Raw genomic sequence first — 23,977 nt, 5'->3', positions numbered from 1 at the left:
AAACCATCAGCATCGGCGCCCGGTCAGGCGCCGAGCGGCGGCAGAACGACGTGCCAGTAAGCGTTCACCCGACGATCGTACCTGCGGGGAGTCTGGGAAATGCAGAGAACCCCCGATCCGTGGCGGATCGGGGGTTCTCTGTGAATGATTGTTCGGCGGCGTCCTACTCTCCCACAGGGTCCCCCCTGCAGTACCATCGGCGCTGTGAGGCTTAGCTTCCGGGTTCGGAATGTAACCGGGCGTTTCCCTCACGCTATGACCACCGAAACACTATGAAACTGTCAACCGCACCACGACAGGCCATGTCATGGGGTCGTTGTTTCAGAACAACACAGTGGACGCGAGCAACTGAGGACAAGCCCTCGGCCTATTAGTACCGGTCAACTCCACCCCTCACAGGGCTTCCATATCCGGCCTATCAACCCAGTCGTCTACTGGGAGCCTTACCCTCTCAAGGAGGTGGGAGTGCTCATCTCGAAGCAGGCTTCCCGCTTAGATGCTTTCAGCGGTTATCCCTCCCGAACGTAGCCAACCAGCCATGCCCTTGGCAGGACAACTGGCACACCAGAGGTTCGTCCGTCCCGGTCCTCTCGTACTAGGGACAGCCCTTCTCAACACTCCTACGCGCACAGCGGATAGGGACCGAACTGTCTCACGACGTTCTAAACCCAGCTCGCGTACCGCTTTAATGGGCGAACAGCCCAACCCTTGGGACCTACTCCAGCCCCAGGATGCGACGAGCCGACATCGAGGTGCCAAACCATCCCGTCGATATGGACTCTTGGGGAAGATCAGCCTGTTATCCCCGGGGTACCTTTTATCCGTTGAGCGACGGCGCTTCCACAAGCCACCGCCGGATCACTAGTCCCTACTTTCGTACCTGCTCGACCCGTCAGTCTCACAGTCAAGCTCCCTTGTGCACTTACACTCAACACCTGATTGCCAACCAGGCTGAGGGAACCTTTGGGCGCCTCCGTTACCCTTTAGGAGGCAACCGCCCCAGTTAAACTACCCACCAGACACTGTCCCTGATCCGGATCACGGACCCAGGTTAGACATCCAGCACGACCAGAGTGGTATTTCAACGACGACTCCACAACAACTGGCGTTGCTGCTTCAAAGTCTCCCACCTATCCTACACAAGCCGAACCGAACACCAATATCAAGCTATAGTAAAGGTCCCGGGGTCTTTCCGTCCTGCTGCGCGAAACGAGCATCTTTACTCGTAATGCAATTTCACCGGGCCTATGGTTGAGACAGTCGAGAAGTCGTTACGCCATTCGTGCAGGTCGGAACTTACCCGACAAGGAATTTCGCTACCTTAGGATGGTTATAGTTACCACCGCCGTTTACTGGCGCTTAAGTTCTCAGCTTCGCCTGGACGAATCCAAGCTAACCGGTCCCCTTAACGTTCCAGCACCGGGCAGGCGTCAGTCCGTATACATCGCCTTACGGCTTCGCACGGACCTGTGTTTTTAGTAAACAGTCGCTTCTCGCTGGTCTCTGCGGCCACCCCCAGCTCTGGCAGCAAGTGCCGTCACCAGGAATGGCCCCCCTTCTCCCGAAGTTACGGGGGCATTTTGCCGAGTTCCTTAACCATAGTTCACCCGAACGCCTCGGTATTCTCTACCTGACCACCTGAGTCGGTTTGGGGTACGGGCCGCCATGAAACTCGCTAGAGGCTTTTCTCGACAGCATAGGATCATCCACTTCACCACAATCGGCTCGGCATCAGGTCTCAGCCTTAATGAGTGACGGATTTGCCTATCACTCGGCCTACACCCTTACCCCGGGACAACCACCGCCCGGGCTGGACTACCTTCCTGCGTCACCCCATCGCTCACCTACTACCCCATTGGGTCACCGGCTCCACCACGTCCCATTGTCCGAAGACTCCGGGCCGGCTTCACGGGCTTAGCATCAAGAGGTTCAGCGTTGGCGCTTCAAAGCGGGTACGGGAATATCAACCCGTTGTCCATCGACTACGCCTGTCGGCCTCGCCTTAGGTCCCGACTTACCCTGGGCAGATCAGCTTGACCCAGGAACCCTTGGTCAATCGGCGCAAGAGTTTCTCACTCTTGTATCGCTACTCATGCCTGCATTCTCACTCGTGTACCGTCCACGACTGGTTTCCACCGCCGCTTCACCCGGCACACGACGCTCCCCTACCCATCACAGCAGGCGTTGGCCCTTCATGCTGCAATGACACGACTTCGGTGATGTGCTTGAGCCCCGCTACATTGTCGGCGCGGAATCACTTGACCAGTGAGCTATTACGCACTCTTTCAAGGGTGGCTGCTTCTAAGCCAACCTCCTGGTTGTCTCTGCGACTCCACATCCTTTCCCACTTAGCACACGCTTAGGGACCTTAGTCGGTGTTCTGGGCTGTTTCCCTCTCGACCATGGAGCTTATCCCCCACAGTCTCACTGCCACGCTCTCACTTACCGGCATTCGGAGTTTGGCTAAGGTCAGTAACCCGGTGAGGCCCATCGCCTATCCAGTGCTCTACCTCCGGCAAGAAACACGTGACGCTGCACCTAAATGCATTTCGGGGAGAACCAGCTATCACGGAGTTTGATTGGCCTTTCACCCCTAACCACAGGTCATCCCCCAGGTTTTCAACCCTGGTGGGTTCGGTCCTCCACGAAGTCTTACCTCCGCTTCAACCTGCCCATGGCTAGATCACTCCGCTTCGGGTCTTGGGCGTGCAACTCAAACGCCCTATTCGGACTCGCTTTCGCTACGGCTACCCCACACGGGTTAACCTCGCTACACACCGCAAACTCGCAGGCTCATTCTTCAAAAGGCACGCAGTCACGAGACACACAGCAAGCTGCATGTCCGACGCTCCCACGGCTTGTAGGCACACGGTTTCAGGTACTATTTCACTCCGCTCCCGCGGTACTTTTCACCATTCCCTCACGGTACTATCCGCTATCGGTCACCAGGGAATATTTAGGCTTAGCGGGTGGTCCCGCCAGATTCACACGGGATTTCTCGGGCCCCGTGCTACTTGGGAGTTTCTCAAACGAGCCGCACAGATTTCGTCTACGGGGGTCTTACCCTCTACGCCGGACCTTTCGCATGTCCTTCGACTATCCATACGGTTTCTGACTCGCCGACCGGCCGGCAGACCGGTCAAGAAAAATCCCACGACCCCCAAGTGGCAACCCCTGCCGGGTCTCACACCACCTGGGTTTAGCCTCATCCGGTTTCGCTCGCCACTACTCCCGGAATCACGGTTGTTTTCTCTTCCTGCGGGTACTGAGATGTTTCACTTCCCCGCGTTCCCTCCACATACCCTATGTGTTCAGGTATGGGTGACAGCCCATGACGACTGCCGGGTTTCCCCATTCGGAAACCCCCGGATCAAAGCCTGGTTGACGGCTCCCCGGGGACTATCGTGGCCTCCCACGTCCTTCATCGGTTCCTGGTGCCAAGGCATCCACCGTGCGCCCTTAAAAACTTGGCCACAGATGCTCGCGTCCACTGTGCAGTTCTCAAACAACGACCAGTCACCCACCCCCAAGACCCGAACGGATCTCTTCAGTGGGACCGGCATCTCTGAAGCAACAGCCATACGGCCGTTCCCTCAGGACCCAACAACGTGCCCGACACAAGTCAATCGCAAGCCCGTCTTCCACGCCCGGAGGCAGTACTAACAGGTGCTCTTCACTCGTGCCGAATAGTCAACGTTCCACCCATGAGCAACCGTGCAGAACATTCGCCTGCAAGCGGCATATTGCTCCTTAGAAAGGAGGTGATCCAGCCGCACCTTCCGGTACGGCTACCTTGTTACGACTTCGTCCCAATCGCTGGTCCCACCTTCGACGGCTCCTCCCCTTACGGGTTAGGCCACCGGCTTCGGGTGTTACCGACTTTCGTGACGTGACGGGCGGTGTGTACAAGGCCCGGGAACGTATTCACCGCAGCATGCTGATCTGCGATTACTAGCAACTCCAACTTCATGGGGTCGAGTTGCAGACCCCAATCCGAACTGAGGCCGGCTTTTTGGGATTCGCTCCGCCTCGCGGCATCGCAGCCCTTTGTACCGACCATTGTAGCACGTGTGCAGCCCAAGACATAAGGGGCATGATGATTTGACGTCGTCCCCACCTTCCTCCGAGTTGACCCCGGCAGTCTCCTGTGAGTCCCCATCACCCCGAAAGGCATGCTGGCAACACAGAACAAGGGTTGCGCTCGTTGCGGGACTTAACCCAACATCTCACGACACGAGCTGACGACAACCATGCACCACCTGTATACCGACCACAAGGGGGCGACTATCTCTAGCCGTTTCCGGTATATGTCAAGCCTTGGTAAGGTTCTTCGCGTTGCGTCGAATTAAGCCACATGCTCCGCTGCTTGTGCGGGCCCCCGTCAATTCCTTTGAGTTTTAGCCTTGCGGCCGTACTCCCCAGGCGGGGAACTTAATGCGTTAGCTGCGGCACCGACGACGTGGAATGTCGCCAACACCTAGTTCCCAACGTTTACGGCGTGGACTACCAGGGTATCTAATCCTGTTCGCTCCCCACGCTTTCGCTCCTCAGCGTCAGTAATGGCCCAGAGATCCGCCTTCGCCACCGGTGTTCCTCCTGATATCTGCGCATTTCACCGCTACACCAGGAATTCCGATCTCCCCTACCACACTCTAGCCTGCCCGTATCGAATGCAGACCCGGGGTTAAGCCCCGGGCTTTCACATCCGACGCGACAGGCCGCCTACGAGCTCTTTACGCCCAATAATTCCGGACAACGCTCGCACCCTACGTATTACCGCGGCTGCTGGCACGTAGTTAGCCGGTGCTTCTTCTGCAGGTACCGTCACTTGCGCTTCTTCCCTGCTGAAAGAGGTTTACAACCCGAAGGCCGTCATCCCTCACGCGGCGTCGCTGCATCAGGCTTTCGCCCATTGTGCAATATTCCCCACTGCTGCCTCCCGTAGGAGTCTGGGCCGTGTCTCAGTCCCAGTGTGGCCGGTCGCCCTCTCAGGCCGGCTACCCGTCGTCGCCTTGGTAGGCCATTACCCCACCAACAAGCTGATAGGCCGCGGGCTCATCCTGCACCGCCGGAGCTTTACACCCAGGACCATGCGGTCCCAGGTCATATCCGGTATTAGACCCCGTTTCCAGGGCTTGTCCCAGAGTGCAGGGCAGATTGCCCACGTGTTACTCACCCGTTCGCCACTGATCCACCCCGAAGGGCTTCACCGTTCGACTTGCATGTGTTAAGCACGCCGCCAGCGTTCGTCCTGAGCCAGGATCAAACTCTCCGTGAATGTCTGCCCGTAATCGGGCCGCACTCGCGTCGAGCGGCACGGCAACCACCGGAATAGGGTGGCCCCGCGCACTGCGTCCTCGCTAGTGTTTTACTTCAAAAGGAATCTCCAACCCCGGTCAGAAGACCGAGGCTGGGGATGTCAACATATCTGGCGTTGACTTTTGGCACGCTGTTGAGTTCTCAAGGAACGGACACTTCCTTCGGACCGCCTTCCAGCGGGCCCTCCGGGCGCTTCGTTCTTTCGTGTTTCCAGCTTACCAGATCCTCGCGGCCGTTCTTGCCGGCGTTTGTTTCTCTGATTTCCCGCTGGGGGGATTTCCTTCGACTTCGCTCCGAAGCTTATCAAAGCTTTCGGTGTGCTCAGTTCCGGGATTTACCTCGTCGGAGGGCGCGTATTTCGTGAAACACGCTCGCCTCGATTTGGCGGTGTCGTAGACACTAGCGCCTGGATCAGGTCGTTGTCCAACCTGTCCCAACCGTTCAAACCTACTAGCCCAGCCCCACCACGTCAATGGTTTGGCTGCGATGCGAGAAGAGTACCAGGTCAGAGGCGTGTGGATCACCTCGGCTCAGGCCGCGACCGGCTGCAGGTCCGCCCGGTCGGCCGCGTCCAGGTCACCGGTCTCGCCGGCCTCGGCAGCCTTCCGGCCCAGGACGAGGGCGTACAGCAGGAATGCGATCTCGGCCAGCACGCCGATCGAGATGCGGGCCCAGGTGGGCAGGCCGGACGGGGTCACGAAGGCTTCCAGGACACCGGAGACGGCCAGCACGGTCGCGAGGCCGATTCCCATGCCGATGATCGAGCGGCCCTGTTCCGCAAGGGCCGTCGCACGGGTGCGCGGTCCGGGGTCGATGATCGTCCAGCCCAGCCGCAGACCGAGGCCACCGGCCACGAAGACGGCGGTCAGTTCCAGCAGGCCGTGCGGGATGAGCAGGCCGAGGAAGATGTCGAGCCGGCCGGCGGAGGCCATCAGCCCCACTCCGAGCCCCAGGTTGAGGACGTTGCTCCACAGCACATTGAGCACCGGGATGCCCAGCGCGATGCCGAAGAGCAGGCACTGCACCGCGATCCAGGCGTTGTTCGTCCAGACCTGGGCCGCGAACGAGCTGGCGGGGCGGTCCGAGTAGTAGGCCTCGTAGTCCCCGCCGGGCCTGGTCATCTCGCGGATCGTCTCCGGCGTGGCCAGGCTGTTCCGGACCTCGGGGTGGGTCGCCACCCACCAGGCGACGAGGGCGGTGCCGAGGAGGGAGAGAACCGCGACCGGCAGCCACCAGCGGCGCGAGCGGTAGAGCGCGGCCGGGAAGCTCACGCTGTAGTAGCGCGCGACGTCCCGCCAACCGCTGCTGCGGCTGCCGGTGACCGCGTCGCGGGCCCGGGAGACCAGGCTGGTGAGCCGGCCCTCCAACGTGGGGTCGGGAGCTGCGGCCTGGACCTTGGCCAGATGGCCGGTCACGCGCTGGTAGAGGGTGACCAGTTCGTCCGCCTCCTCACCGGTGAGCCGACGGGTCCGGGCGAGGGCGTCCAGCCGGGCCCACTCCCCCTGGTGGGTGGCGACGAAGACGTCCAGGTCCATTCGGCAGCTCCATGGTCGGCGCGGGGCGCGCGGGCAGGCGGGTGCGGACAGGTGCGCCCAGCATGCCAGGGGAAAGGAGTGCCCGGGCGCCCGGGATCTCCTTTCCCCGGCGGCCCGGGACCTCCCTTCCCGCGCGGCTACGCGGCCCCGTATGTTGACGACTGCGGATCACGGGATCGTGGGGGCCGATCCGATGGAAGCTCCCTCCCCGGATCGCGGACCATGAACCACCAACCACGAACCACCGACCATGAATCACCGACGGGAACGGACGGGTGTCTTGAGCGACCTGGTGACGGGTGAGGCGGTCGTCCTCGGCCTGCGCACGGCGAAGCTTCCGAGCCGGGCGCTGGCGATCGGGCTGGACCTGACCGTGCAGGGTGCCGCGCTCCTGGTGTGCTCCCTGACGCTGAGCTTCGTCCTGGTCGACCTCGACCCCGCCGCCCTGACCGCCCTGATGCTCGGGCTCGTGGTCTTCTTCACGGTGGCCCTGCCCGTCATGGTCGAGACCCTCACCCGCGGGCGCTCGCTCGGCAAGGCCGCCCTGGGCCTGCGGGTGGTCCGCAGCGACGGCGGTCCGGTGCGGTTCCGGCACTCGCTGGTGCGCGGGCTGGTCGGCTTCTTCGAGCTCATCATGCTGAGCGGCGTGCCGGCGGTGATCTGCTCGGTGGTGTCGTCGGACGGCAAGCGGCTCGGTGACGTCTTCGCGGGGACCCTGGTGGTCCGCGAGCGGGTGCCGGGGGGCGGCGCTGCCGTGAACCCGCTGCCGCCGGTGCCCCCGCAGCTGCTGCAGGCGATCGGCGGCGAGCTGGTGGCGCTGGACCTCTCCGCCGTGCCGGAGCCGCTCTGGCTGGCGATCCGGCAGCTGCTCGGCCGGGTCGGCCAGCTGGACCCGGCGGTGGCGCACCAGATGTCCGCGCGGCTGGCCGACGACCTGGCGGCCCGCACCGGCCACCCCGTCCCGTACGGGCTGCACCCGGCGGCCTACCTCGGCGCGGTGCTGACCGAGCGCCAGCGGCGCGAGTGGATCCGGGTCCAGGGCTACGCGTTCCAGCCGCAGGCCCAGCCCCAGCTCCACTTGCAGGCCCAGCCGCACCCTGCCCCCCACCCGCAGGCCCACCCCCAGCCGTCGGCCCCGCCCGTGGAGCAGCCGGCCGCCCCGGCCACGCAGCAGCCCACGGCCCCGCCGCAGGCCCCCGCCACCGGCTTCGCCCCGCCGGCCTGACGCAGCCCGGCCCCGCCCGACCCGGGCCGGCTCGCCACCGCCCCGGCCGGCGCTACCCGCCGAACTCCACCGGCCAGGGGTTCGGGGGCGACTCCAGTTCCTCCAGCTCCACCCCGGCCGCGGCCAGCACCACGTCCCCGGCCAGGTGCACCACCTGCTGCTCGCCCGTCTCCAGGTCCGCCACCTGGTACCGCTCGACCAGCAGCGGGCCGGAGTCCGTCTCGTGGGTGTCGATGCCTTCCAGCAGCCAGCCCTGGTCGAAGGTCCGCGGCGCCAGCACCGGCTCGCTGAACGCCACCAGCCGCACCTTCGCGCTCGCCCCCTCCCGCAGCCGCAGCAGCCGCGCAGTGGCGACCAGGAAGCCCGGCGAGCGCCCGGCGAAGCCGTGGGCCCGGTCGTGCCCCTCCACCGTGTGCTCCCCACCGGGGTCGGCCGCGTCGGTGCGCACCCAGGCCACCCCGTCGACGGCGCCGCCCCGGACCTGCCAGCCGCCCGCCCTCAGCTCCATCCGCAGCGGCCGGGCCCGCGAGTCCAGCGTCAGGTCGACCGTGCCGAGCACCTGGCCCTCGGGCCCGTACGTCTTGGAGACGTACCGCCAGCCGGCCGGGCCGGGGGCGCAGCTGAAGCGCTCCTCGCCGAGCAGCACGTGGTCATGGGTGTCGTGGAGCGAGTACCGGCCGTTGGGCATGCCCGAAAGCCTACGTGGACGATCACGGCAGTCCGGCATGCAACGTTCGGTCCGGGCGCCTGCATTAGGGGGGTGGACGGCGCCGATCGGCGCCGCCGGTACGAGGGAAAGGGGGGCAGGGATGGCGAAGACGGCACGCGAAGCGGAGTTCACCGCGTACGTGGCCTCCAGGAGCGGCTGGTTGCGCAAGGTCGCCTACTTGCTGTGCGGGGACTGGCACCGGGCGGACGACCTGGTCCAGGAGAGCATCACCAAGCTCTACGTGAACTGGCCACGGGCCGGACGGGTCGAGAACGTCGACGGCTACGCCCGCAAGGTCCTGGTCAACACGTTCCTCGCCGAGCAGCGATCACCCTGGTGGCGCCGGACGACGCGCAACGGCGTCGAGCCCGACACGGAGAGCGTGAGCATCGACCTGGATGCCTCCCTCGACCTGCGGAAGGCGCTGGCCGCCCTGCCGCCACGTCAGCGGGCCACCGTGGTGCTGCGTTACTACTGCGATCTGACGATCGACCAGGCCGCCGAGGCCTTGGGCTGCTCGTCCGGCAACGTCAAGAGCCAGACCTCGCGCGGCCTGGAGGCGCTCCGCGTCACCCTCGCCGTCCGCCCCACCACCGCCGAGAGGACGTCATGACGAACAACGAGCACCAGAACCTCACGGGGCGGCTGAACTCGCTGGCCGACGAGCCCGCCCCGCCGTCCGCCGTCGACACCGGCTGGGCCGTCGTCCGCGGCCGGGTGCGGCTGCGTCGCCGGCGCCGGGCCGTGTTCGGCGCAGCGGCCGTGGTGACGGCGGCGGTCCTGACCGGTTCGCTGATGATCCGGCCGGCCGGCGACGCCGCCACCCCGGCGGCACCGACCACACTCGTCGCCGCGAGCTCCGGCCAGGCCTCGTCCGCCCCGCGGGCGGGCACGGACCCGTTCTTCACCGAGGTGCGGTTCGGCTGGCTGCCGGAGTGGGCGAAGGGACCGGGTGGCATCGGCTACGGCTACGCCGACGCGCTGGGAGCCGATCACACGTCCGCCAAGGTGTGGACCAAGGGACAGTCGACGGCGAACCTCTCGCTGTCGCTCGCCCCGGGCACCGCCGAGCCCCCGCACGTCGGCCAGCACCCGGTGCCGGCCCCCGCGGTCGACGGGCGTTCGGCCTACTGGCTGGTCTCCGACAATCCGCTGCCGGTCGACCCGCTGACCCTGCGCTGGCTGACGGCCTCGGGCCGGTGGGCACAGCTGGACGCCTACTCGCCGAAGGAGGCGAAGCCCGAGGAGATGATGCTGCGGGTCGCGGCCGAGGCCCGGTTCGGGCGAACGGACCTCCCGCTGCCGGTCCACCTGACGGGTCTGCCGGCCGCGTTCAAGGTGACGGCGGTGTCCTTGCTGCGCCCGTCGGCCGTCATCGACGAGCCCTGGCGGATCAGCCTGGTGCTCACCGCCGAGAAGCGGCAGGTCCAGATCATGGTCCAGCCGGAGGGCGCCGAGCCCGCGATCGCTCCACCGGGCACCGACCCGCGCGAGTGCAAGGTGGAGCAGGGCGTGCGGATCTGCGCGTCGACCGCTCCCGGGGCGAACCCGACGCTGGAGGCGACCGGCGGACTCCCCGGGCTGCTGTCGACGATCGGGGCCGTGGGCGCCGACGAGAGCGCCTGGACGACCGACGTGCTCCGCTGACCGCCCCCGAACACGCCGGTGGCCGGTATCCCGCGCGGGGTACCGGCCACCGGTGCGTGTCACCGCATCAGTAGCGGTACTGGTCCGCCTTGTACGGGCCCTCGACCGGGACGCCGATGTAGTCGGCCTGGTCCTGGGTCAGCGTGGTCAGCTTCACGCCCAGCGCGTCCAGGTGCAGACGGGCGACCTTCTCGTCCAGGTGCTTCGGCAGCACGTAGACGCCGATCGGGTACTGCTCGGTCTTCGTGAACAGCTCGATCTGCGCGATCGTCTGGTTCGCGAAGGAGTTGGACATCACGAACGACGGGTGGCCGGTCGCGTTGCCCAGGTTCAGCAGACGGCCCTCGGAGAGGATGATGATCGTCCTGCCATCGGCCTTGCGCCACTCGTGGACCTGCGGCTTGACCTCGGTCTTCACCACGCCCGGCAGCTGGGCCAGGCCCGCCATGTCGATCTCGTTGTCGAAGTGACCGATGTTGCCGACGATCGCCTGGTGCTTCATCCGGGCCATGTGCGAGGCCATGATGATGTCCTTGTTGCCGGTCGTCGTGATGAAGATGTCCGCCGACTCGACGACATCCTCCAGCGTCGCGACCTGGTAACCGTCCATCGCCGCCTGCAGCGCGCAGATCGGGTCGATCTCGGTCACGATGACCCGCGCACCCTGACCGCGCAGCGACTCCGCGCAGCCCTTGCCCACGTCACCGTAGCCGGCGACGACGGCCACCTTGCCGCCGATCAGCACGTCGGTGGCCCGGTTGATGCCGTCGATCAGCGAGTGCCGGCAGCCGTACTTGTTGTCGAACTTCGACTTGGTCACCGAGTCGTTGACGTTGATCGCCGGGAACAGCAGGTTGCCGTCACGGTGCATCTCGTACAGCCGGTGGACACCGGTCGTGGTCTCCTCCGTCACGCCCTTGATCGTCGCGGCGACCTCGGTCCACTTGTTCGGCGTCTCGACCAGGGTGCGGTTCAGCAGCTCCAGGATGATCCGGAACTCGTCGTTGTCCGCGGTCGACGGGTCCGGCGCGGCACCGGCCTTCTCGAACTCGACACCCTTGTGGATCAGCAGCGTGGCGTCACCGCCGTCGTCCAGGATCATGTTCGGGGTCTGCCCGTCCGGCCAGGTCAGCGCCTGCTCGGTGCACCACCAGTACTCCTCCAGCGTCTCGCCCTTCCAGGCGAACACCGGAACACCCCGCGGGTTCTCCGCCGTGCCCTCCGGACCGACCGCGATCGCCGCGGCCGCGTGGTCCTGGGTGGAGAAGATGTTGCACGAGCACCAGCGGACCTCGGCACCCAGCGCCGTCAGGGTCTCGATCAGCACCGCCGTCTGCACCGTCATGTGCAGCGAACCGGTGATCCGCGCACCGGCCAGCGGCTGCGCCGCGGCGTACTCCGCACGGATGGACATCAGGCCGGGCATCTCGTGCTCGGCCAGCTGGATCTCCTTGCGCCCGAACGGCGCCAGGGAAAGGTCGGCAACCTTGAAGTCACCGGTGATGTCGGTCGACATGCGTCTGCTCCTCGCTGATGGGGTGGGGCATGGCCAAGGTCCTCAGGGTGCGTCACAGCACGGCGGGCCGCACGGGTGCGCGGCAACGCCGGATCGGCCGTCCGCGGTGGGACGGCTCCCTGCTGCTCGGCACATACCGTCGGAGGACCTCTCTCCCTCGACCGGCGCGCACCCTCGCGGGCACGGACCGCCGATCGACCGCCATCAGCAGCGACGTTCTGGCTCTGGTGACGAATCTACACCGACGGCCCCGCGCACCGGCCCGGTACGACCGGATTCGGCCGCCGCGCCCGGCCCGAAGGAGCCCGTGCGTGCCGGGTGTCAGTGCGCGCCCGGCACCGGACCGCCGGGGGTGGCGTACGGGTCGTCGCCCGCGGCCTCCTTCTCGGCGCTGTAGATGTCCGGCTCCAGGTAGATGACGCGGGCGATCGAGACGGCCCGCCGGACGCGCACCTCGGCGGCGTCGATCGCGGCGGCCACCTGCGCCGCGGTGTCCTCCGCGTTGACCGCGACCTTCGCGGCGACCAGCAGCTCCTCCGGGCCGAGGTGCATGGTGCGCATGTGGATGACGCGGGTGACGGTGTCGTGGTCGACCAGGGCGTCGCGGATCTCGGCCACCACCTCGGGGTGTGCGGACTCGCCGATCAGCAGCGACCTCGTCTCCAGCACCAGCACGATCGCGATGGCGATCAGCAGCACACCGATGGACAGGGTGCCGATGCCGTCCCAGACGCCGTCCCCGGTGATCGCGGTCAGGCCGACGCCGAACAGCGCCAGCACCAGGCCGATCAGCGCGCCGGTGTCCTCCAGAAGGACGACCGGCAGCTCCGGCGCCTTGGCCCGGCGGATGTAGGCGGGCCAGCCGTGCACGCCCTTGTCCTTGACGGCCTCGCGGTAGGCGGTGAAGAAGGACCAGGCCTCCAGGCCGATGGCCAGGAGCAGCACGCCGACCGGCCAGTACCAGTTGTCCAGCTCGTGCGGGTGGGCGATCTTCTCGTAGCCCTCGTAGAGGGCGAACATGCCGCCGACGCTGAACAGCACGATCGAGACCAGGAAGGCGTAGATGTAGCGCTCGCGCCCGTAGCCGAACGGGTGCTCGGGGGTGGCCATGCGCTGCGAGCGCTTGCCGCCGACCAGCAGCAGCACCTGGTTGCCCGAGTCGGCCAGCGAGTGGACGCCCTCGGCCAGCATCGAGGACGAGCCGGAGAACGCGAAGGCCACGAACTTGCCGACCGCGATGCCCAGGTTCGCGGACAGGGCCGCGACCAGGGCCTTGGTACCGCCTTCGGTGCTCATGCTCGGGTGGGTCCCTCCGCCGGGGGCCGTTCAGCCCGCGCTCAGTCGTTGTCGAGCGCATACGGTACCGGGCCTCCGTCCCCGGGCTCAGGACTGCGCTGCCGCGAGCCCGAGGTAGACGGCGGCGAAGTCGGTCAGCGCGACCAGGTCGGCGAGCGCGTGCAGCGGGTCGGGCCGGGCGCTGGCGTACTCGGTGAGCCGGACGCCGTGGGCGGCGGCCAGCCGGTGCGCCCGGGCGGCGCCGAAGCTGCGCGGGCCCTCGTCCTCGGCCGGCACCTCGGCCGGGCCCGTCTCCTCGTCGGGCGGGCCGCCCGGGGTACCGGGGACGTGCCGCAGCAGCAGCACCTGGAGGTGCAGCGGGTCCGGCTCGTCGACCCGGTCACGGAAGAAGTCCTCGGGGTCGGCGCCCGCGCCGAGCTGCCCGGTGAACATGCCGCGGTGCGCGGTGAGCACCTGCGGCAGCTGCCCGGCCAGCGCCGGACGGCCGGCCCGCTCGGCCAGCTGGGCGGCGAACCGGGCGGCGGCCGCCCCGGCCACCGGGCCCTCGGCCCAGAGCAGCGGGACGGTGCCGGCCAGCCGGGCGGCCAGGCCCTTGGCCGGGTTGGTGTACGCGGCGGCGTCCGGCCGGCAGCGGACGGCGGCCGCGTCCAGCAGGTCGGCGGTGGCGGCCGGCGCGTCGTACGGGAGCTGGGTGACGCCGAGCTTCTGGGTGAGCGCGAGCAGCGGGGTGAGGTGGGCCCAGAGCGCGGCCGGGTCCTCGGCCGGCAGGTCGGGCTCGGCGGCCGGGCCGGGCGGCGGTGTGCCGTCGTCGGGCAGGTTCGGCGGGACGTACGGCAGCGGCAGCGCGCGCACCTGGAGGGCGGCCTCCGCGAGCGGGCTGCCGGCCGGGGCGGTGACCACGATGGCGCAGCCGCGGGCGTACGCCTGCTCGGCGAGGGCGATCAGGCCCTGCTCCCCGCCGCCTGCGGAGCTGACGACCAGCAGGTCGAGCGGCCCGGCCCAGCCGGGGAGCTGCCAGGCCAGTCCGGCAGTGAAGACGGGCGGGGCGGCGGCCCGGTCGGTGCGCGGGACGTACGCGGCATCGGTGGGCCCCAGCGGGGAGACCAGGACGGCGGTGCCGGCCAGGGCGGCGAGGATCTCGGCCGCCGTCAGGGCACTGCCGTGGCCGGCGACCAGCACCGCGCGCGGGCGCCCGTCGGGGCGCAGCCGGTCGAGGCCGGCTGTGTCGGCGAGCCGCAGCGCGGTGCGCACCCGGGCACCGGCACCGGCCAGGGCGAGCAGGGCGCGGTCGTGGTCGGCGCGCTGGAGGGCGGCCGGGTCGTCGAGCAGGGTGTCGTCGAGCATGCGGCGGGCCTCCGGCTGCTGGCTGGGCGCTGAGGGCTGCGGGATCGGGGTGCGGGTGTCCGCCCCAAGGATCAGGCCGGGCGGCGGGCCTCGTCCACCAGCAGTACCGGAATGCCGTCGCGGACGGGGTAGGCGAGGCCGCAGCTCTCGGCGGTGCAGACCAGCTCGGGGTGGTCCTCGGTGCCGCCCTCGGTGAGCGCGGCCCGGCACTGCGGGCAGACCAGGATCTCCAGCAGGAAGGATTCGAGCTTCATGGCGTTCGGGCTCCCAGTCTCGGGTGGCGGGGTCGGAGGGGTGGCACGGCAATGCCCCGGCCGAGAGGAAACCCTACCGGCCGGGGCACCACGGGCGTGCGTCAGGCGCGTGCGCGAGGTCGCGTACGTCCGGGCCGCGCCCGGACCGCGTCCGTCAGGCGCGGACGATGGCGAGGACGCCGTCGCGCAGCTCGGCCATCCTCGCCGGCTCCTTGGCCTCGACGTTGAGGCGCAGCAGTGGCTCGGTGTTGGAGGCGCGCAGGTTGAACCACCAGTCCGGGCCGGCCACGGTGAGGCCGTCGAGCTCGTCCACCGTGGTGCCCTCCAGGCCGGCGTAGGCGGCGCGGACGGCGGCGGAGCGGTCGGCCTGGTCGGCGACGGTGCTGTTGATCTCGCCGGAGGCGGCGTACCGGTCGTACTCGGCGGTGAGCGCCGAGAGGGTGCCCGGCTGCCCGCCGAGGGCGGCCAGCACGTGCAGGGCGGCCAGCATGCCGGTGTCGGCGCGCCAGAAGTCGCGGAAGTAGTAGTGCGCGGAGTGCTCGCCGCCGAAGACCGCGTCGGTCTCGGCCATCTCCTGCTTGATGAAGGAGTGGCCGACCCGGGTGCGGACGGGCTTGCCGCCGAGCTCGCGGACCACCTCGGGGACGGTCCAGGAGGTGATCAGGTTGTGGATGATGGTCGGCTCGTCCTCGCCGGCGGCCCGGGCGCGGGCGATCTCGCGGGCGGCGACCAGCGCGGTGATCGCGGACGGGGAGACCGGCTCGCCGCGCTCGTCGACGACGAAGCAGCGGTCGGCGTCACCGTCGAAGGCGAGACCGATGTCGGCGCCGACCTCGCGCACCTTGGCCTGGAGGTCGACCAGGTTCTTGGGGTCGAGCGGGTTGGCCTCGTGGTTGGGGAAGGTGCCGTCCAGCTCGAAGTACATCGGGACGAGCTCGATCGGCAGGCCGTCGAAGACGGTCGGCACGGTGTGGCCGCCCATGCCGTTGCCGGCGTCGACGGCGACCTTGAGCGGGCGGATCGCGGTGAGGTCGACCAGGCCGAGCAGGTGGTCGGCGTAGCCGCGCAGGGTGTCCTGGGCGGACAGCCCGCCGGGCTTGACGTCGAGCGCCGGGACGGTGACGGTGTCGTCCTCGCCGGTCCAGGACTCGACCAGCTCGCGGATCTCGGAGAGGCCGGTGTCCTGGCCGACCGGGGCGGCGCCGGCCCGGCAGAGCTTGATGCCGTTGTACTGGGCCGGGTTGTGGCTGGCGGTGAACATCGCGCCGGGCAGGTCGAGCTTGCCGCTGGCGTAGTACAGCTGGTCGGTCGAGCAGAGGCCGATCTCGACCACGTCGGCGCCGTACGCGGCGGCGCCCTCGGCGAAGGCCCGGCTGAGCGACGGGGAGGAGGGCCGCATGTCGTGGCCGACCACGATCGCGGACGCTCCGGTGACCTGCACGAACGCGGCGCCGAAGGCGCGCGCGAGGCTCTCGTCCCACTGGTCCGGGACCACGCCTCGTACGTCGTACGCCTTCACGAGCTGCTTGAGGTCGCGCACTGCGGCTCCACCCTGGTTCTCTGTCTGATCGGCGGGCTGGTCGCCCATGGTCACGATACGTCCGAGTACGGCACCGGTCGGTGCCCGGACAGGGGGGCAGCGTACCGGGAGGCGGCGGACGGCCGGTCCGCGGCAGGGGTGGGGCGGGGCTCGAGCGGGTGGAGCGGGGCCCGGACGGGGCTGAGCGTCGGGGCTGAGTCGTCGGGCTCGGCCGTCGGGCTCAGTTGTCGGGCGAGCGCAGCACCCGCAGGTGCCCGCGGCGGCCGGCCTCGGTCGACTCGCCCTCCGGGCCGCGGCCCTGACGGGGGGTCTGCGGGCGGGCGGCCTCGCGGACGGCGTTGGCGAGCGCTTCGAGGTCGTCGCTGCTGCGGCGCAGCGGGCCGGCCTCGGCGGCGAGCCGGACGACCTCCCAGCCGCGCGGGGCGGTGAGGCGTTCGGCGTGCTCGGCGCACAGGTCGTAGCAGTGCGGCTCGGCGTAGGTCGCGAGGGGGCCGAGGACGGCGGTGGAGTCCGCGTAGACGTACGTCAGCGTCGCGACGGCCGGTCGGCCGCACGCGGTCCGCGAACAACGACGTACAGAGCTCACGAGGGTGGACGGTACAGCACTCCTCGCCGGGGAGCGAAGACCGCCTGTCCGGAGGGTGTGCCGTGTCGCGGTCGGCGCGCCTTCGACACCCCCCTCGCCGCGGTCGGCGGGCGCGTCGCGCAAGGCGCACCCCCGGTGATCTGCTCGGTCAGCTCGCTCATGCGCGCCCCCTCCGCCCCGGGCGATTCGGCGCCGGGGTGGTCCACTTCCGACCGCCCAAGGACTACCCTCGGCAGTGATATGGACAGCTCTGCACCGCAGTCATCGACGGGACCTTCGCGCCGCCCCCGGCACCGCGACCGGCACGGCCGGGGTCTGCGCGGCCCGCTGGCGCCTCCGCAGGTGCCGATCTCGCTCACCCGCTCCGAGTTGTTCGACGACTACGTGCGCGAGTCGGTGGAGCGTCTCGAACGGCGCTGGCCGCAGCTGATCGAGGTGGAGTTCGCCGTCCAGGAGGTGCCGCTGCACGAGGCGGACGGCCCGGACGCGGACGGCGGGGTGCCGCTGGGCCGGGTGTCGCCGGGGCAGCAGGGGCGCAAGAGCCAGATCGTGGTGTACCGGCGGCCGGTGGAGATCCGGGCGAAGTCGCGGGAGGACCGCGCGGCGCTGGTGCACGAGGTCCTGATCGAGCAGGTGGCGGAGCTGCTGGGGCTGTCGCCGGACGCCATCGACCCCCGCTACGACGAGGACTGACGCGGCGACGCGCAGGTGTGACGACGAAGGGGCGGTACCCGGAGGCCCGGGTACCGCCCCTTCGTCGTCGGCGGGTCAGCGCAGCACGACGCCCGGGTCCTGGGCGGCCTGCGGGACCTTGACGCTGCTGCGGTCGTCGCGCAGCGCCTGGACGGTGAACATCGGGACGTCCTTCGCGGGGATCGCGAGCATCCGGGCAGCCATGACCGGCCCGCCGGAGACGGTCTCCACGGTGAGCGCGAAGCTGCCGTTCAGCCCGCCGGGCTCGGGGGCCGGGATGGCGACCGTGCCGCCGGCCGGCAGCTGGACGTCCTTGCTGACCGGGGTGCCGCCGCCGGTGCCGGCCGAGGCGGTGACCTTGACCGTGGCGGCCTCGCCGGCGGAGGTGAGGAACAGCGTGCTGGCGCCTCCGCCCCGGTTGTCGGCCACGGTGGCGCGGGCGCCGACCGGGACGGTGCCGGCCAGCCAGGCCGCGTCGGACTTGCCGTTCTGGCCGGCGCGGTCGATCCGCAGGCCGGCCACGACCGGGGTGGGGTGCTTGGTGTCGCTGGGCGACAGCCGCAGGCCTGCCACCTCGTCGCGGGTGATCTTGCCGAGGTCGACGGCGGCCACCATGCCGGCCTTGACGTGGATCGACTCGTTGCCGGCCGGGGTGAACCAGCCGTTCTTGCCGGAGAGCTCGATCTTCAGGTCGGCGTCGTCCTCCGGCGGCGCCCAGACCACCAGGCGGGCGCCGGCGGTGTCGGCGGGCAGCCCGGGGAGCACCTGGGTGGCCGCCGGGTCCGCCGAGGCGGGCACCCAGTCGGCGCCCTTGCTGCCGTCGGCCGCGTGCAGGGCGGCGCCGACCCGGCCGGTGCGGGCCACCACGTGCACGGCGAGGTCGGCGACCTGGCCCTTGCTGATGGTCGGCAGCAGGACGGACTGCGAGCTGCCGGCGGCGACGGTGATGCTGTTGGCCGCGTCGTTCTCGATCAGGCCCTTGTCGCCGTACAGCTTGATGTCGACGACGGCGGCGGTGGCCTCGGGGTTGACGAGGCTGACGTAGTCGGTGCGGTCGCCGGCCGTGCTGGCGCCGGCGAACCAGAAGCTGGTGCCGGCCGGGGTGCAGGTGATGCCGGACAGGCCCAGCCCGCGCTGCTCGGTGACGGTGGTGGTCTGGGTGACGGTGAAACCGGGCGCGAGGGCGCCGTTGGCAACCGCGCCGGCGCCGGGCGCGGTGTCGCCGTTGGCCGCGGGGCCGGTGACCGGGGCGCCGGGCTTGGCCAGGGTCAGCCGGGCGTCGGAGGGTGCACCGCCCTTGTCGGGGGCGGGCGCGCCGGACGCGGACGGCGCCGGGGCCGGGGGCGCGGCGGCGGACGGCGTCGCCGATGGCGCGGCGGTCGGCGGGGTGGCGGGGGCGGCCGCGTCGGTGATCCAGCCGGCCCCGGTGGCCGCTCCGTCCGCGCCGGCCGTGCCGCCGGGCGGGGTGTAGGCGGTGAGGCTGGTGGAGCCCGTCAGGCCCTGGAGCGGCTGCGGGCAGACCGCGGCCGTCCGCTCGACCTGCGCCGAACTGGCGACGCCGCCCCGGTCGGCGCCGGCCGGCGCGGACGGCGGGCGGAGCTCGGCGATGCCGAACACCACGGCGAGCACGGCCGCGGCGGCCAGCAGCGACTGGGTGGTCCTCGTCCCGCCGGACGACCGGGGGGCGCCGTCGGGCCCGGGTGCCCCCGGGCCTGCGGAGAACCCGGCGGCGTCCGCCGGCACGGCGCCGGCCTGGTCCTGCGGCTTCTTCTTGAACGCGGGCTTCTTCATCGCGGGTCAGCTCCCCGATCCGTGGTGGTGCGGGTACCGGCCCGGCCCGTGGGGATGGTCGGGATCCTGCGGGTCGTGCGGGGCATTGGGGTCGTAGTAGACCTCGCCCTGCGGCTGCCCCGGCAGCCAGGGCTGCTGACCGTCCTGCTGGTAGGGGTCGTAGCCGTACTGCTGGTCCTGCGGGTACTGCTCGTAACCGGGCTGGCCGCCCTGCTGCGGGTAGGCCTGCTGCTGCGGGTAGCCGTCGGGGCCGTACCCCTGGCCGCCGTAGGGCGCGGCCACCGGCTGCTGGGCGGTGTACGGGTCGTAGCTGTACGGGTCGGCCTGCTGGTAGCCCTGGTACGGGTCGGCGTACGGTTCGCTCTCCTGGACGGCGGCGGCCGCCCGGACCGCCTCGACCGGCGGGTCGCCGGCGGGCTGCGCCGGGATCGCGCCCGGCCTCCCCTCGTACACGCCGCCGTCCCCGTCGCCGCCCTCGCCGCCCTCGCGTTCGGCCATCCGGCGGGCCCGGCGGCTGCCGGGGGCGGGCGCCTGCGCCTGGGCGGCGGCGGCCAGCGCGGCGGCGGCGACCACCTCCTCGGGCAGGTCGTCGTCCTTGTGGCTGCGGCGGCCGGGCAGGGCCAGCACCAGGAGGGTCAGGCCGAGCAGCAGCTGCGCCCAGATCCAGCCGGTGTGCAGGAAGCCGCCCTCGCGGGTGACGACCAGCTTGCCGCCGCCGGCCGGGAGCTTGAAGCCCTGTGCCCAGCCGTCGACGGTGGTGGCCTCCAGCGCGGTGCCGTCCAGGGTGGCCTTCCACTCCGGGGCGGCGGCCTCGGCGAGACGGAGCACCCGGCCCTCGGGGCCGGCCGGGACGGTGGCGTCGAGGTCGCGCTCGCCGGAGGGGACCACGACCGCCGTGGCGCCGGGGGCGGTGATCAGGGCACGGGCCGCCGGGGCGCCGTTGACCTGCCAGAGTGCGGCGCCGTCGTCCTGGTTGGCCTTGACCAGGCCGGGGGTGGTGTCCAGGACGTCCTTGAAGGCGGCGATCGCCGGCCGGTCCACCAGCACGTACGCGATGCCGTAGCCGGTGAGCGCGCCGGCCTGGTCGGCGCCGGAGCCGGCCAGCAGGCTGCCGACCACCTTGTTCAGGCCCGCGATGGTCCCGGTCTCCGGGTCCACCGTGGACTCGGCCTGGCCGAGCGTCAGGCCGGCGCCGCGCACCAGGGTGTAGCGGACGGAGCCGCCCTTCGGGTCACCGGTGACGACGAGGGTGCGGGCACGGTCGGTGGTGCCGGCCTCCTCGGCGATGAACGCGGGCACCTGGGCGGCCTGCGACCGGTGCAGCGGGCCGTCGGCGCCGGTGACGGCCCACCAGACACCGGTGCCCAGCGGGGCGAGCACGGCGGCGGCCACCACCAGGGCGGCGACCGGCTGGCGCCAGCCGAAGGCAATGCCGGCCACACGGGCGTTGGCGCCGTCGGCGCCGATCGCGGCGGCGGCGAGCAGGGCGATACCGGCGAGCAGGGAGGCCGGGCCGGCCCAGGCGGGCACGGCCGGGCCGCCGGAGGCGGGGGTCACCGAGGTACCGGCCACGGCGACCGCGAAGGCCATGGAGGCCCCGGCGGCGCCCCAGGCGGCGAGCACCGCGCGGCGGCGGTCGGCGCGCAGCAGGGCGGCCAGCGCGGCGAGCACCACGCCTGCCGAGAGCCAGACCGGCGGCACCCCGGCGCCGCCGGGGTTGACCAGCACCAGGCCGAGCGCGCTGGCGCCGCCGCCGTGCAGGCCGGGCAGGCCGGCCTCCAGCAGCAGCCGCTGCGGGTGCGAGAGCACCTGCAGCGACCAGGGCGCGAGCACCAGCACGGGCACTGCGAGGATCACCAGGACGCGCAGCCCGAGCAGGCGCAGCGCCTGCGCGCCGGAGCCGAACGCCCCGCCGCGCACCACCGCGACGGCCAGCACGGCCAGGCAGAGCGGTACGGCCAGCGCCCAGACCAGCGGGACGAACGCGGTGGCCAGGGTGAGCAGGAGGACGGCCATCCAGACGGGCCGCCAGCCGGGCCGGGCGCCCTTGGCGGCGCTCTCGGCGCGGATGCCGAGGCCGGCGGAGATGGCGGCCGCGCGGGCCAGCGGCGGCAGCAGCACGGCCAGCACGGCGGTGCCGATCCGGCCCTGGGCGAGCGCGCCGGTGGCAGCGGGCAGCAGCGCGTAGGTGGCGCTGGCCCAGGCGCGGACGAGCTTGGAGTCGAGCAGCGGCCGGGAGACCAGGTAGGCGCTGACGGCGGCGAGCGGCACCGAGAGGACGACCAGCAGGGTGACCGCGAGGTCGGCGTGGTCGAACAGCATCCAGGAGAGCACCGACAGCACGCCGAGGTACGGCGGCGCGGCGGCGGTGGAGCCGGTGCCGACGGGGTGCCAGGCGTCCGCGTACATCGACCAGAGGCCGCCGGCACCGCCGGTGGCGGGCAGCAGCGCGCCGCCGAAGAGCTCGCCGCCGCCGAACAGGCCGCGGCAGGCGACCAGGGCGAAGACCAGCAGGGCGGCGAAGAGCACCGGTGCCGGGCGCCGGGCCAGCTTCTTGATCAGCGCGAACTGCTCGACGACCAGGTCCTCGGTGTCCTCGTCGCCCGGTCCGGCCTCGACCGAGCCGTGGCGGCCGGCCCCGGAGTCGTCGGCGCCCCCTATGCCGAGGGAGCTGATCACACCCTCGACGGCGAGCCGGGCGGTCGCGCCCGGCGCGGGGAAGAGCGTCCGGTCGTCCAGCGCGTCGGCGGCCCGCAACCGGGCCCGTCGTTTGCGGGCGGCCAGCACCCGGGGCAGCCGGACCAGTTCGTGGCTCAGGCCGGCCAGTTCGTCGAAGGCCTGCTTCGGGTCCTTGCCGAGCAGGTTGGTGACGACCCGCAGCAGGGTCCCGAGCACCAGCCGGAGCAGGACGTAGGGGAAGAGCAGGCCCTTGTAGTTGGCGAGGAGGGTGAAGACGGCGCCGGCCTTGTCCACCCGGTGCGGGTGGGTGGGGCCGCAGTCGATGACGCGGCGCTCGCGGCTGGCCGCCTCGGCGTGCCGCAGCACCGCGTCGGGGGCGATGACGACGCGGTGGCCGGCGGCGTTGACCCGCCAGCAGAAGTCGGTGTCGTCGCGCATCAGCGGCAGCGCCTTGTCGAAGCCGCCGAGCTCCTCGAAGACGTCGCGGCGCACCAGCATGCCGGCGGTGGAGACGGCGAGCACCGGGCGGACCTGGTCGTGCTGGCCCTGGTCCTGCTCGCGGCGGTCCAGGCCGGTCCAGCGGCGGCCGGAGCGGGCGATGCTGACGCCGACCTCGAGCAGCTGGCGGCGGTCGTACCAGCTGCGCAGCTTGGGGCCGACGACGGCGGCGCTGGGGGTGGAGTCGGCGACCTGGAGCAGCCGGCGCAGCGCATCGGTCTGCGGTTCGCAGTCGTCGTGCAGGAGCCAGAGCCATTCGACCGGCTGGGTCTCGCGGGGGCCGCCGCGGCCGAGGTCGTCCTCGTGGCCGAGCGGGTCGCCGAAGTCGTCCCAGCCGCCGGTGACCGGGTCGTACCCGGAGGGGTCGAGCCGGTACGGCAGGTCCTCGGGCCGCAGCGGCGGGCTGTTGAAGACGGCCTCGCCGACGGCGGTGCCGAAGCCGGCCCGGCGGCCGAGAATGATCGGGCCGCCGTCCGGCATCCCGTCGGCGTGACCGAAGTCGTCGAGCGCCTTGGCGAGCAGCTGCGGGGAGTTGTCGGTGGAGCCGGTGTCGACGGCGAGCACCCGCTGGACCTGGCGGTCCTGGCCGAGCAGGCCGGCCAGGGCCTGCGGCAGCCAGCGGGCGCCGTCGTGCGAGACGATCACGGCGGTGACCAGGTGGCGCGGATAGGCGGGCGGCCTGGCAGCGGTGAAGCCGCTCTGGTGGCTGTAGACGGTCATCGAGTGCGCGGGCCCCAGTTCTCGGTGGACACAGCCGGTGAACGGCAACCGGATGGCGCACCACACTAACGGCTCCGGATGGCGCCTTTGTCCGCGGTGTCCGTGGAGAGGCTGTGGACGGCGGACGCCGGGGACGCCCATACGGGCCCGGGAACACGAAAGCGCCCCACCACCGCGGTGAGGCGCCCGTAACAGCTGTGTGGTTGTCGGAGGGTCAGCAGGGTCAGGGGCCGACCCGCTCAGACCGCGCTCTTCTTGAGCCGACGGCGCTCGCGCTCGGAGAGGCCGCCCCAGATACCGAACCGCTCGTCGTTGGCGAGGGCGTACTCCAGGCACTCGGAGCGGACCTCACAGGCGAGGCAGACCTTCTTGGCCTCGCGGGTGGAGCCGCCCTTCTCCGGGAAGAAGGACTCGGGGTCGGTCTGGGCGCACAGCGCGCGCTCCTGCCAGCCGAGTTCCTCTTCTTCCTCCTCGATGCCGTCACCGATCAACAGCTCAAAGAGCTCGCTCATGTGGCGCGCCTCCTCTGCCCCTATTTGGCGTCCCCGTGGTTGCCGTTGCCTCGTGCGGCTGACGACACGAGTGAAATTACAGTTGCGTCACTCTGGCCCAGTCAAGCCGAGCT

General features: G+C 70.3%; 15 protein-coding genes and 3 rRNA genes. 4 read left to right on the top strand and 14 right to left on the bottom strand.

Features of this window, described 5'->3' with window-relative positions; all coding sequences use genetic code 11:
* Positions 1-150 precede the first annotated feature (150 nt).
* The 4 genes from rrf to OG286_RS24845 form a co-directional block, all read right to left on the bottom strand.
* Positions 151-267, bottom strand: a 5S ribosomal RNA gene (gene rrf / locus OG286_RS24860).
* Positions 268-350: 83 nt separating this feature from the next.
* Positions 351-3,473, bottom strand: a 23S ribosomal RNA gene (locus OG286_RS24855).
* Between the two features lie 281 nt (positions 3,474-3,754).
* A 16S ribosomal RNA gene (locus OG286_RS24850) occupies positions 3,755-5,278 on the bottom strand.
* Together the 16S, 23S and 5S rRNA genes form the textbook arrangement of a ribosomal RNA operon.
* Positions 5,279-5,849: 571 nt before the next feature.
* On the bottom strand, positions 5,850-6,854 hold the full coding sequence (locus tag OG286_RS24845; protein ID WP_396326159.1) for a stage II sporulation protein M: 1,005 nt from the start codon (positions 6,852-6,854) through the stop codon (positions 5,850-5,852).
* A 280-nt stretch (positions 6,855-7,134) separates the two neighbouring features.
* Here OG286_RS24845 and OG286_RS24840 point away from each other — a divergent pair, with 280 nt between their 5' ends.
* Positions 7,135-8,079 (top strand): RDD family protein, encoded by a 945-nt coding sequence (locus OG286_RS24840; RefSeq protein ID WP_396326158.1) that lies wholly within the window; start codon positions 7,135-7,137, stop codon positions 8,077-8,079.
* 52 nt (positions 8,080-8,131) lie between these two features.
* On the opposite strand, the gene OG286_RS24835 is transcribed toward OG286_RS24840, so the two are convergent.
* A complete protein-coding gene (locus tag OG286_RS24835; RefSeq protein ID WP_396326157.1) occupies positions 8,132-8,767 on the bottom strand; it encodes a hypothetical protein in 636 nt (211 codons plus the stop codon).
* A gap of 121 nt (positions 8,768-8,888) precedes the next feature.
* On the opposite strand from OG286_RS24835, the gene OG286_RS24830 reads away from it, so the two are divergent.
* Together OG286_RS24830 and OG286_RS24825 are read left to right on the top strand one after the other, a co-directional pair.
* The gene (locus OG286_RS24830; protein WP_396326156.1) at positions 8,889-9,401 is read left to right on the top strand and encodes a SigE family RNA polymerase sigma factor; all 513 of its coding nucleotides are present in this window, start codon (positions 8,889-8,891) and stop codon (positions 9,399-9,401) included.
* Positions 9,398-10,435 (top strand): hypothetical protein, encoded by a 1,038-nt coding sequence (locus OG286_RS24825; protein WP_396326155.1) that lies wholly within the window; start codon positions 9,398-9,400, stop codon positions 10,433-10,435. Before OG286_RS24830 ends, OG286_RS24825 begins: the two co-directional genes overlap by 4 nt.
* A gap of 67 nt (positions 10,436-10,502) precedes the next feature.
* Here the strand turns inward: OG286_RS24825 and ahcY are convergent, their stop codons facing one another.
* The 6 genes from ahcY to OG286_RS24795 form a co-directional block, all read right to left on the bottom strand.
* A complete protein-coding gene (gene ahcY, locus OG286_RS24820; protein ID WP_405360024.1) occupies positions 10,503-11,951 on the bottom strand; it encodes an adenosylhomocysteinase in 1,449 nt (482 codons plus the stop codon).
* Between the two features lie 321 nt (positions 11,952-12,272).
* Entirely contained in the window at positions 12,273-13,247 is a 975-nt protein-coding gene (locus tag OG286_RS24815; protein ID WP_405360026.1) for a cation diffusion facilitator family transporter, read from the bottom strand.
* A gap of 87 nt (positions 13,248-13,334) precedes the next feature.
* On the bottom strand, positions 13,335-14,591 hold the full coding sequence (locus OG286_RS24810) for an SIS domain-containing protein (protein WP_405360028.1): 1,257 nt from the start codon (positions 14,589-14,591) through the stop codon (positions 13,335-13,337).
* A gap of 71 nt (positions 14,592-14,662) precedes the next feature.
* Positions 14,663-14,845: a Trm112 family protein gene (locus OG286_RS24805; RefSeq protein WP_396325779.1), complete on the bottom strand. Its 183-nt coding sequence runs from the start codon at positions 14,843-14,845 to the stop codon at positions 14,663-14,665.
* Positions 14,846-14,999: 154 nt separating this feature from the next.
* The gene (locus OG286_RS24800; protein WP_396325780.1) at positions 15,000-16,433 is read right to left on the bottom strand and encodes a phosphomannomutase/phosphoglucomutase; all 1,434 of its coding nucleotides are present in this window, start codon (positions 16,431-16,433) and stop codon (positions 15,000-15,002) included.
* A gap of 172 nt (positions 16,434-16,605) precedes the next feature.
* Positions 16,606-16,971 carry a DUF3499 domain-containing protein gene (locus OG286_RS24795; protein WP_360192635.1) on the bottom strand — a complete coding sequence of 122 codons (366 nt, stop codon included), beginning with the start codon at positions 16,969-16,971 and terminating at the stop codon, positions 16,606-16,608.
* 240 nt (positions 16,972-17,211) lie between these two features.
* On the opposite strand from OG286_RS24795, the gene OG286_RS24790 reads away from it, so the two are divergent.
* Positions 17,212-17,664 carry a metallopeptidase family protein gene (locus tag OG286_RS24790; RefSeq protein ID WP_396325781.1) on the top strand — a complete coding sequence of 151 codons (453 nt, stop codon included), beginning with the start codon at positions 17,212-17,214 and terminating at the stop codon, positions 17,662-17,664.
* Between the two features lie 75 nt (positions 17,665-17,739).
* On the opposite strand, the gene OG286_RS24785 is transcribed toward OG286_RS24790, so the two are convergent.
* The 3 genes from OG286_RS24785 to OG286_RS24775 all read right to left on the bottom strand — a co-directional run bounded on the left by OG286_RS24785 (position 17,740) and on the right by OG286_RS24775 (position 23,864).
* Complete coding sequence (locus OG286_RS24785; RefSeq protein ID WP_396325782.1) at positions 17,740-19,455, bottom strand: DUF5719 family protein; 1,716 nt, start codon at positions 19,453-19,455, stop codon at positions 17,740-17,742.
* 6 nt (positions 19,456-19,461) lie between these two features.
* Positions 19,462-23,352: a glycosyltransferase gene (locus OG286_RS24780; RefSeq protein ID WP_405360031.1), complete on the bottom strand. Its 3,891-nt coding sequence runs from the start codon at positions 23,350-23,352 to the stop codon at positions 19,462-19,464.
* Between the two features lie 239 nt (positions 23,353-23,591).
* Positions 23,592-23,864, bottom strand: a complete 273-nt coding sequence (locus OG286_RS24775) for a WhiB family transcriptional regulator (protein WP_148644569.1) — start codon at positions 23,862-23,864, stop codon at positions 23,592-23,594.
* Positions 23,865-23,977 lie beyond the last annotated feature (113 nt).

It is taken from the genome of Kitasatospora sp. NBC_00039, assembly GCF_045160625.1.
GTDB lineage: Bacteria > Actinomycetota > Actinomycetes > Streptomycetales > Streptomycetaceae > Kitasatospora.
This window is presented reverse-complemented; position numbering and strand designations above follow the sequence as displayed.

Coding starts and splice junctions, on each gene's coding strand:
- OG286_RS24835 (WP_396326157.1), bottom strand. CDS start 8,767: ATGCCCAACGGCCGGTACTCGCTCCACGACACCCATGACCACGTGCTG.
- OG286_RS24830 (WP_396326156.1), top strand. CDS start 8,889: ATGGCGAAGACGGCACGCGAAGCGGAGTTCACCGCGTACGTGGCCTCC.
- OG286_RS24825 (WP_396326155.1), top strand. CDS start 9,398: ATGACGAACAACGAGCACCAGAACCTCACGGGGCGGCTGAACTCGCTG.
- OG286_RS24800 (WP_396325780.1), bottom strand. CDS start 16,433: ATGGGCGACCAGCCCGCCGATCAGACAGAGAACCAGGGTGGAGCCGCA.
- OG286_RS24810 (WP_405360028.1), bottom strand. CDS start 14,591: ATGCTCGACGACACCCTGCTCGACGACCCGGCCGCCCTCCAGCGCGCC.
- ahcY (WP_405360024.1), bottom strand. CDS start 11,951: ATGTCGACCGACATCACCGGTGACTTCAAGGTTGCCGACCTTTCCCTG.
- OG286_RS24775 (WP_148644569.1), bottom strand. CDS start 23,864: ATGAGCGAGCTCTTTGAGCTGTTGATCGGTGACGGCATCGAGGAGGAA.
- OG286_RS24780 (WP_405360031.1), bottom strand. CDS start 23,352: ATGACCGTCTACAGCCACCAGAGCGGCTTCACCGCTGCCAGGCCGCCC.
- OG286_RS24785 (WP_396325782.1), bottom strand. CDS start 19,455: ATGAAGAAGCCCGCGTTCAAGAAGAAGCCGCAGGACCAGGCCGGCGCC.
- OG286_RS24805 (WP_396325779.1), bottom strand. CDS start 14,845: ATGAAGCTCGAATCCTTCCTGCTGGAGATCCTGGTCTGCCCGCAGTGC.
- OG286_RS24790 (WP_396325781.1), top strand. CDS start 17,212: ATGGACAGCTCTGCACCGCAGTCATCGACGGGACCTTCGCGCCGCCCC.
- OG286_RS24815 (WP_405360026.1), bottom strand. CDS start 13,247: ATGAGCACCGAAGGCGGTACCAAGGCCCTGGTCGCGGCCCTGTCCGCG.
- OG286_RS24845 (WP_396326159.1), bottom strand. CDS start 6,854: ATGGACCTGGACGTCTTCGTCGCCACCCACCAGGGGGAGTGGGCCCGG.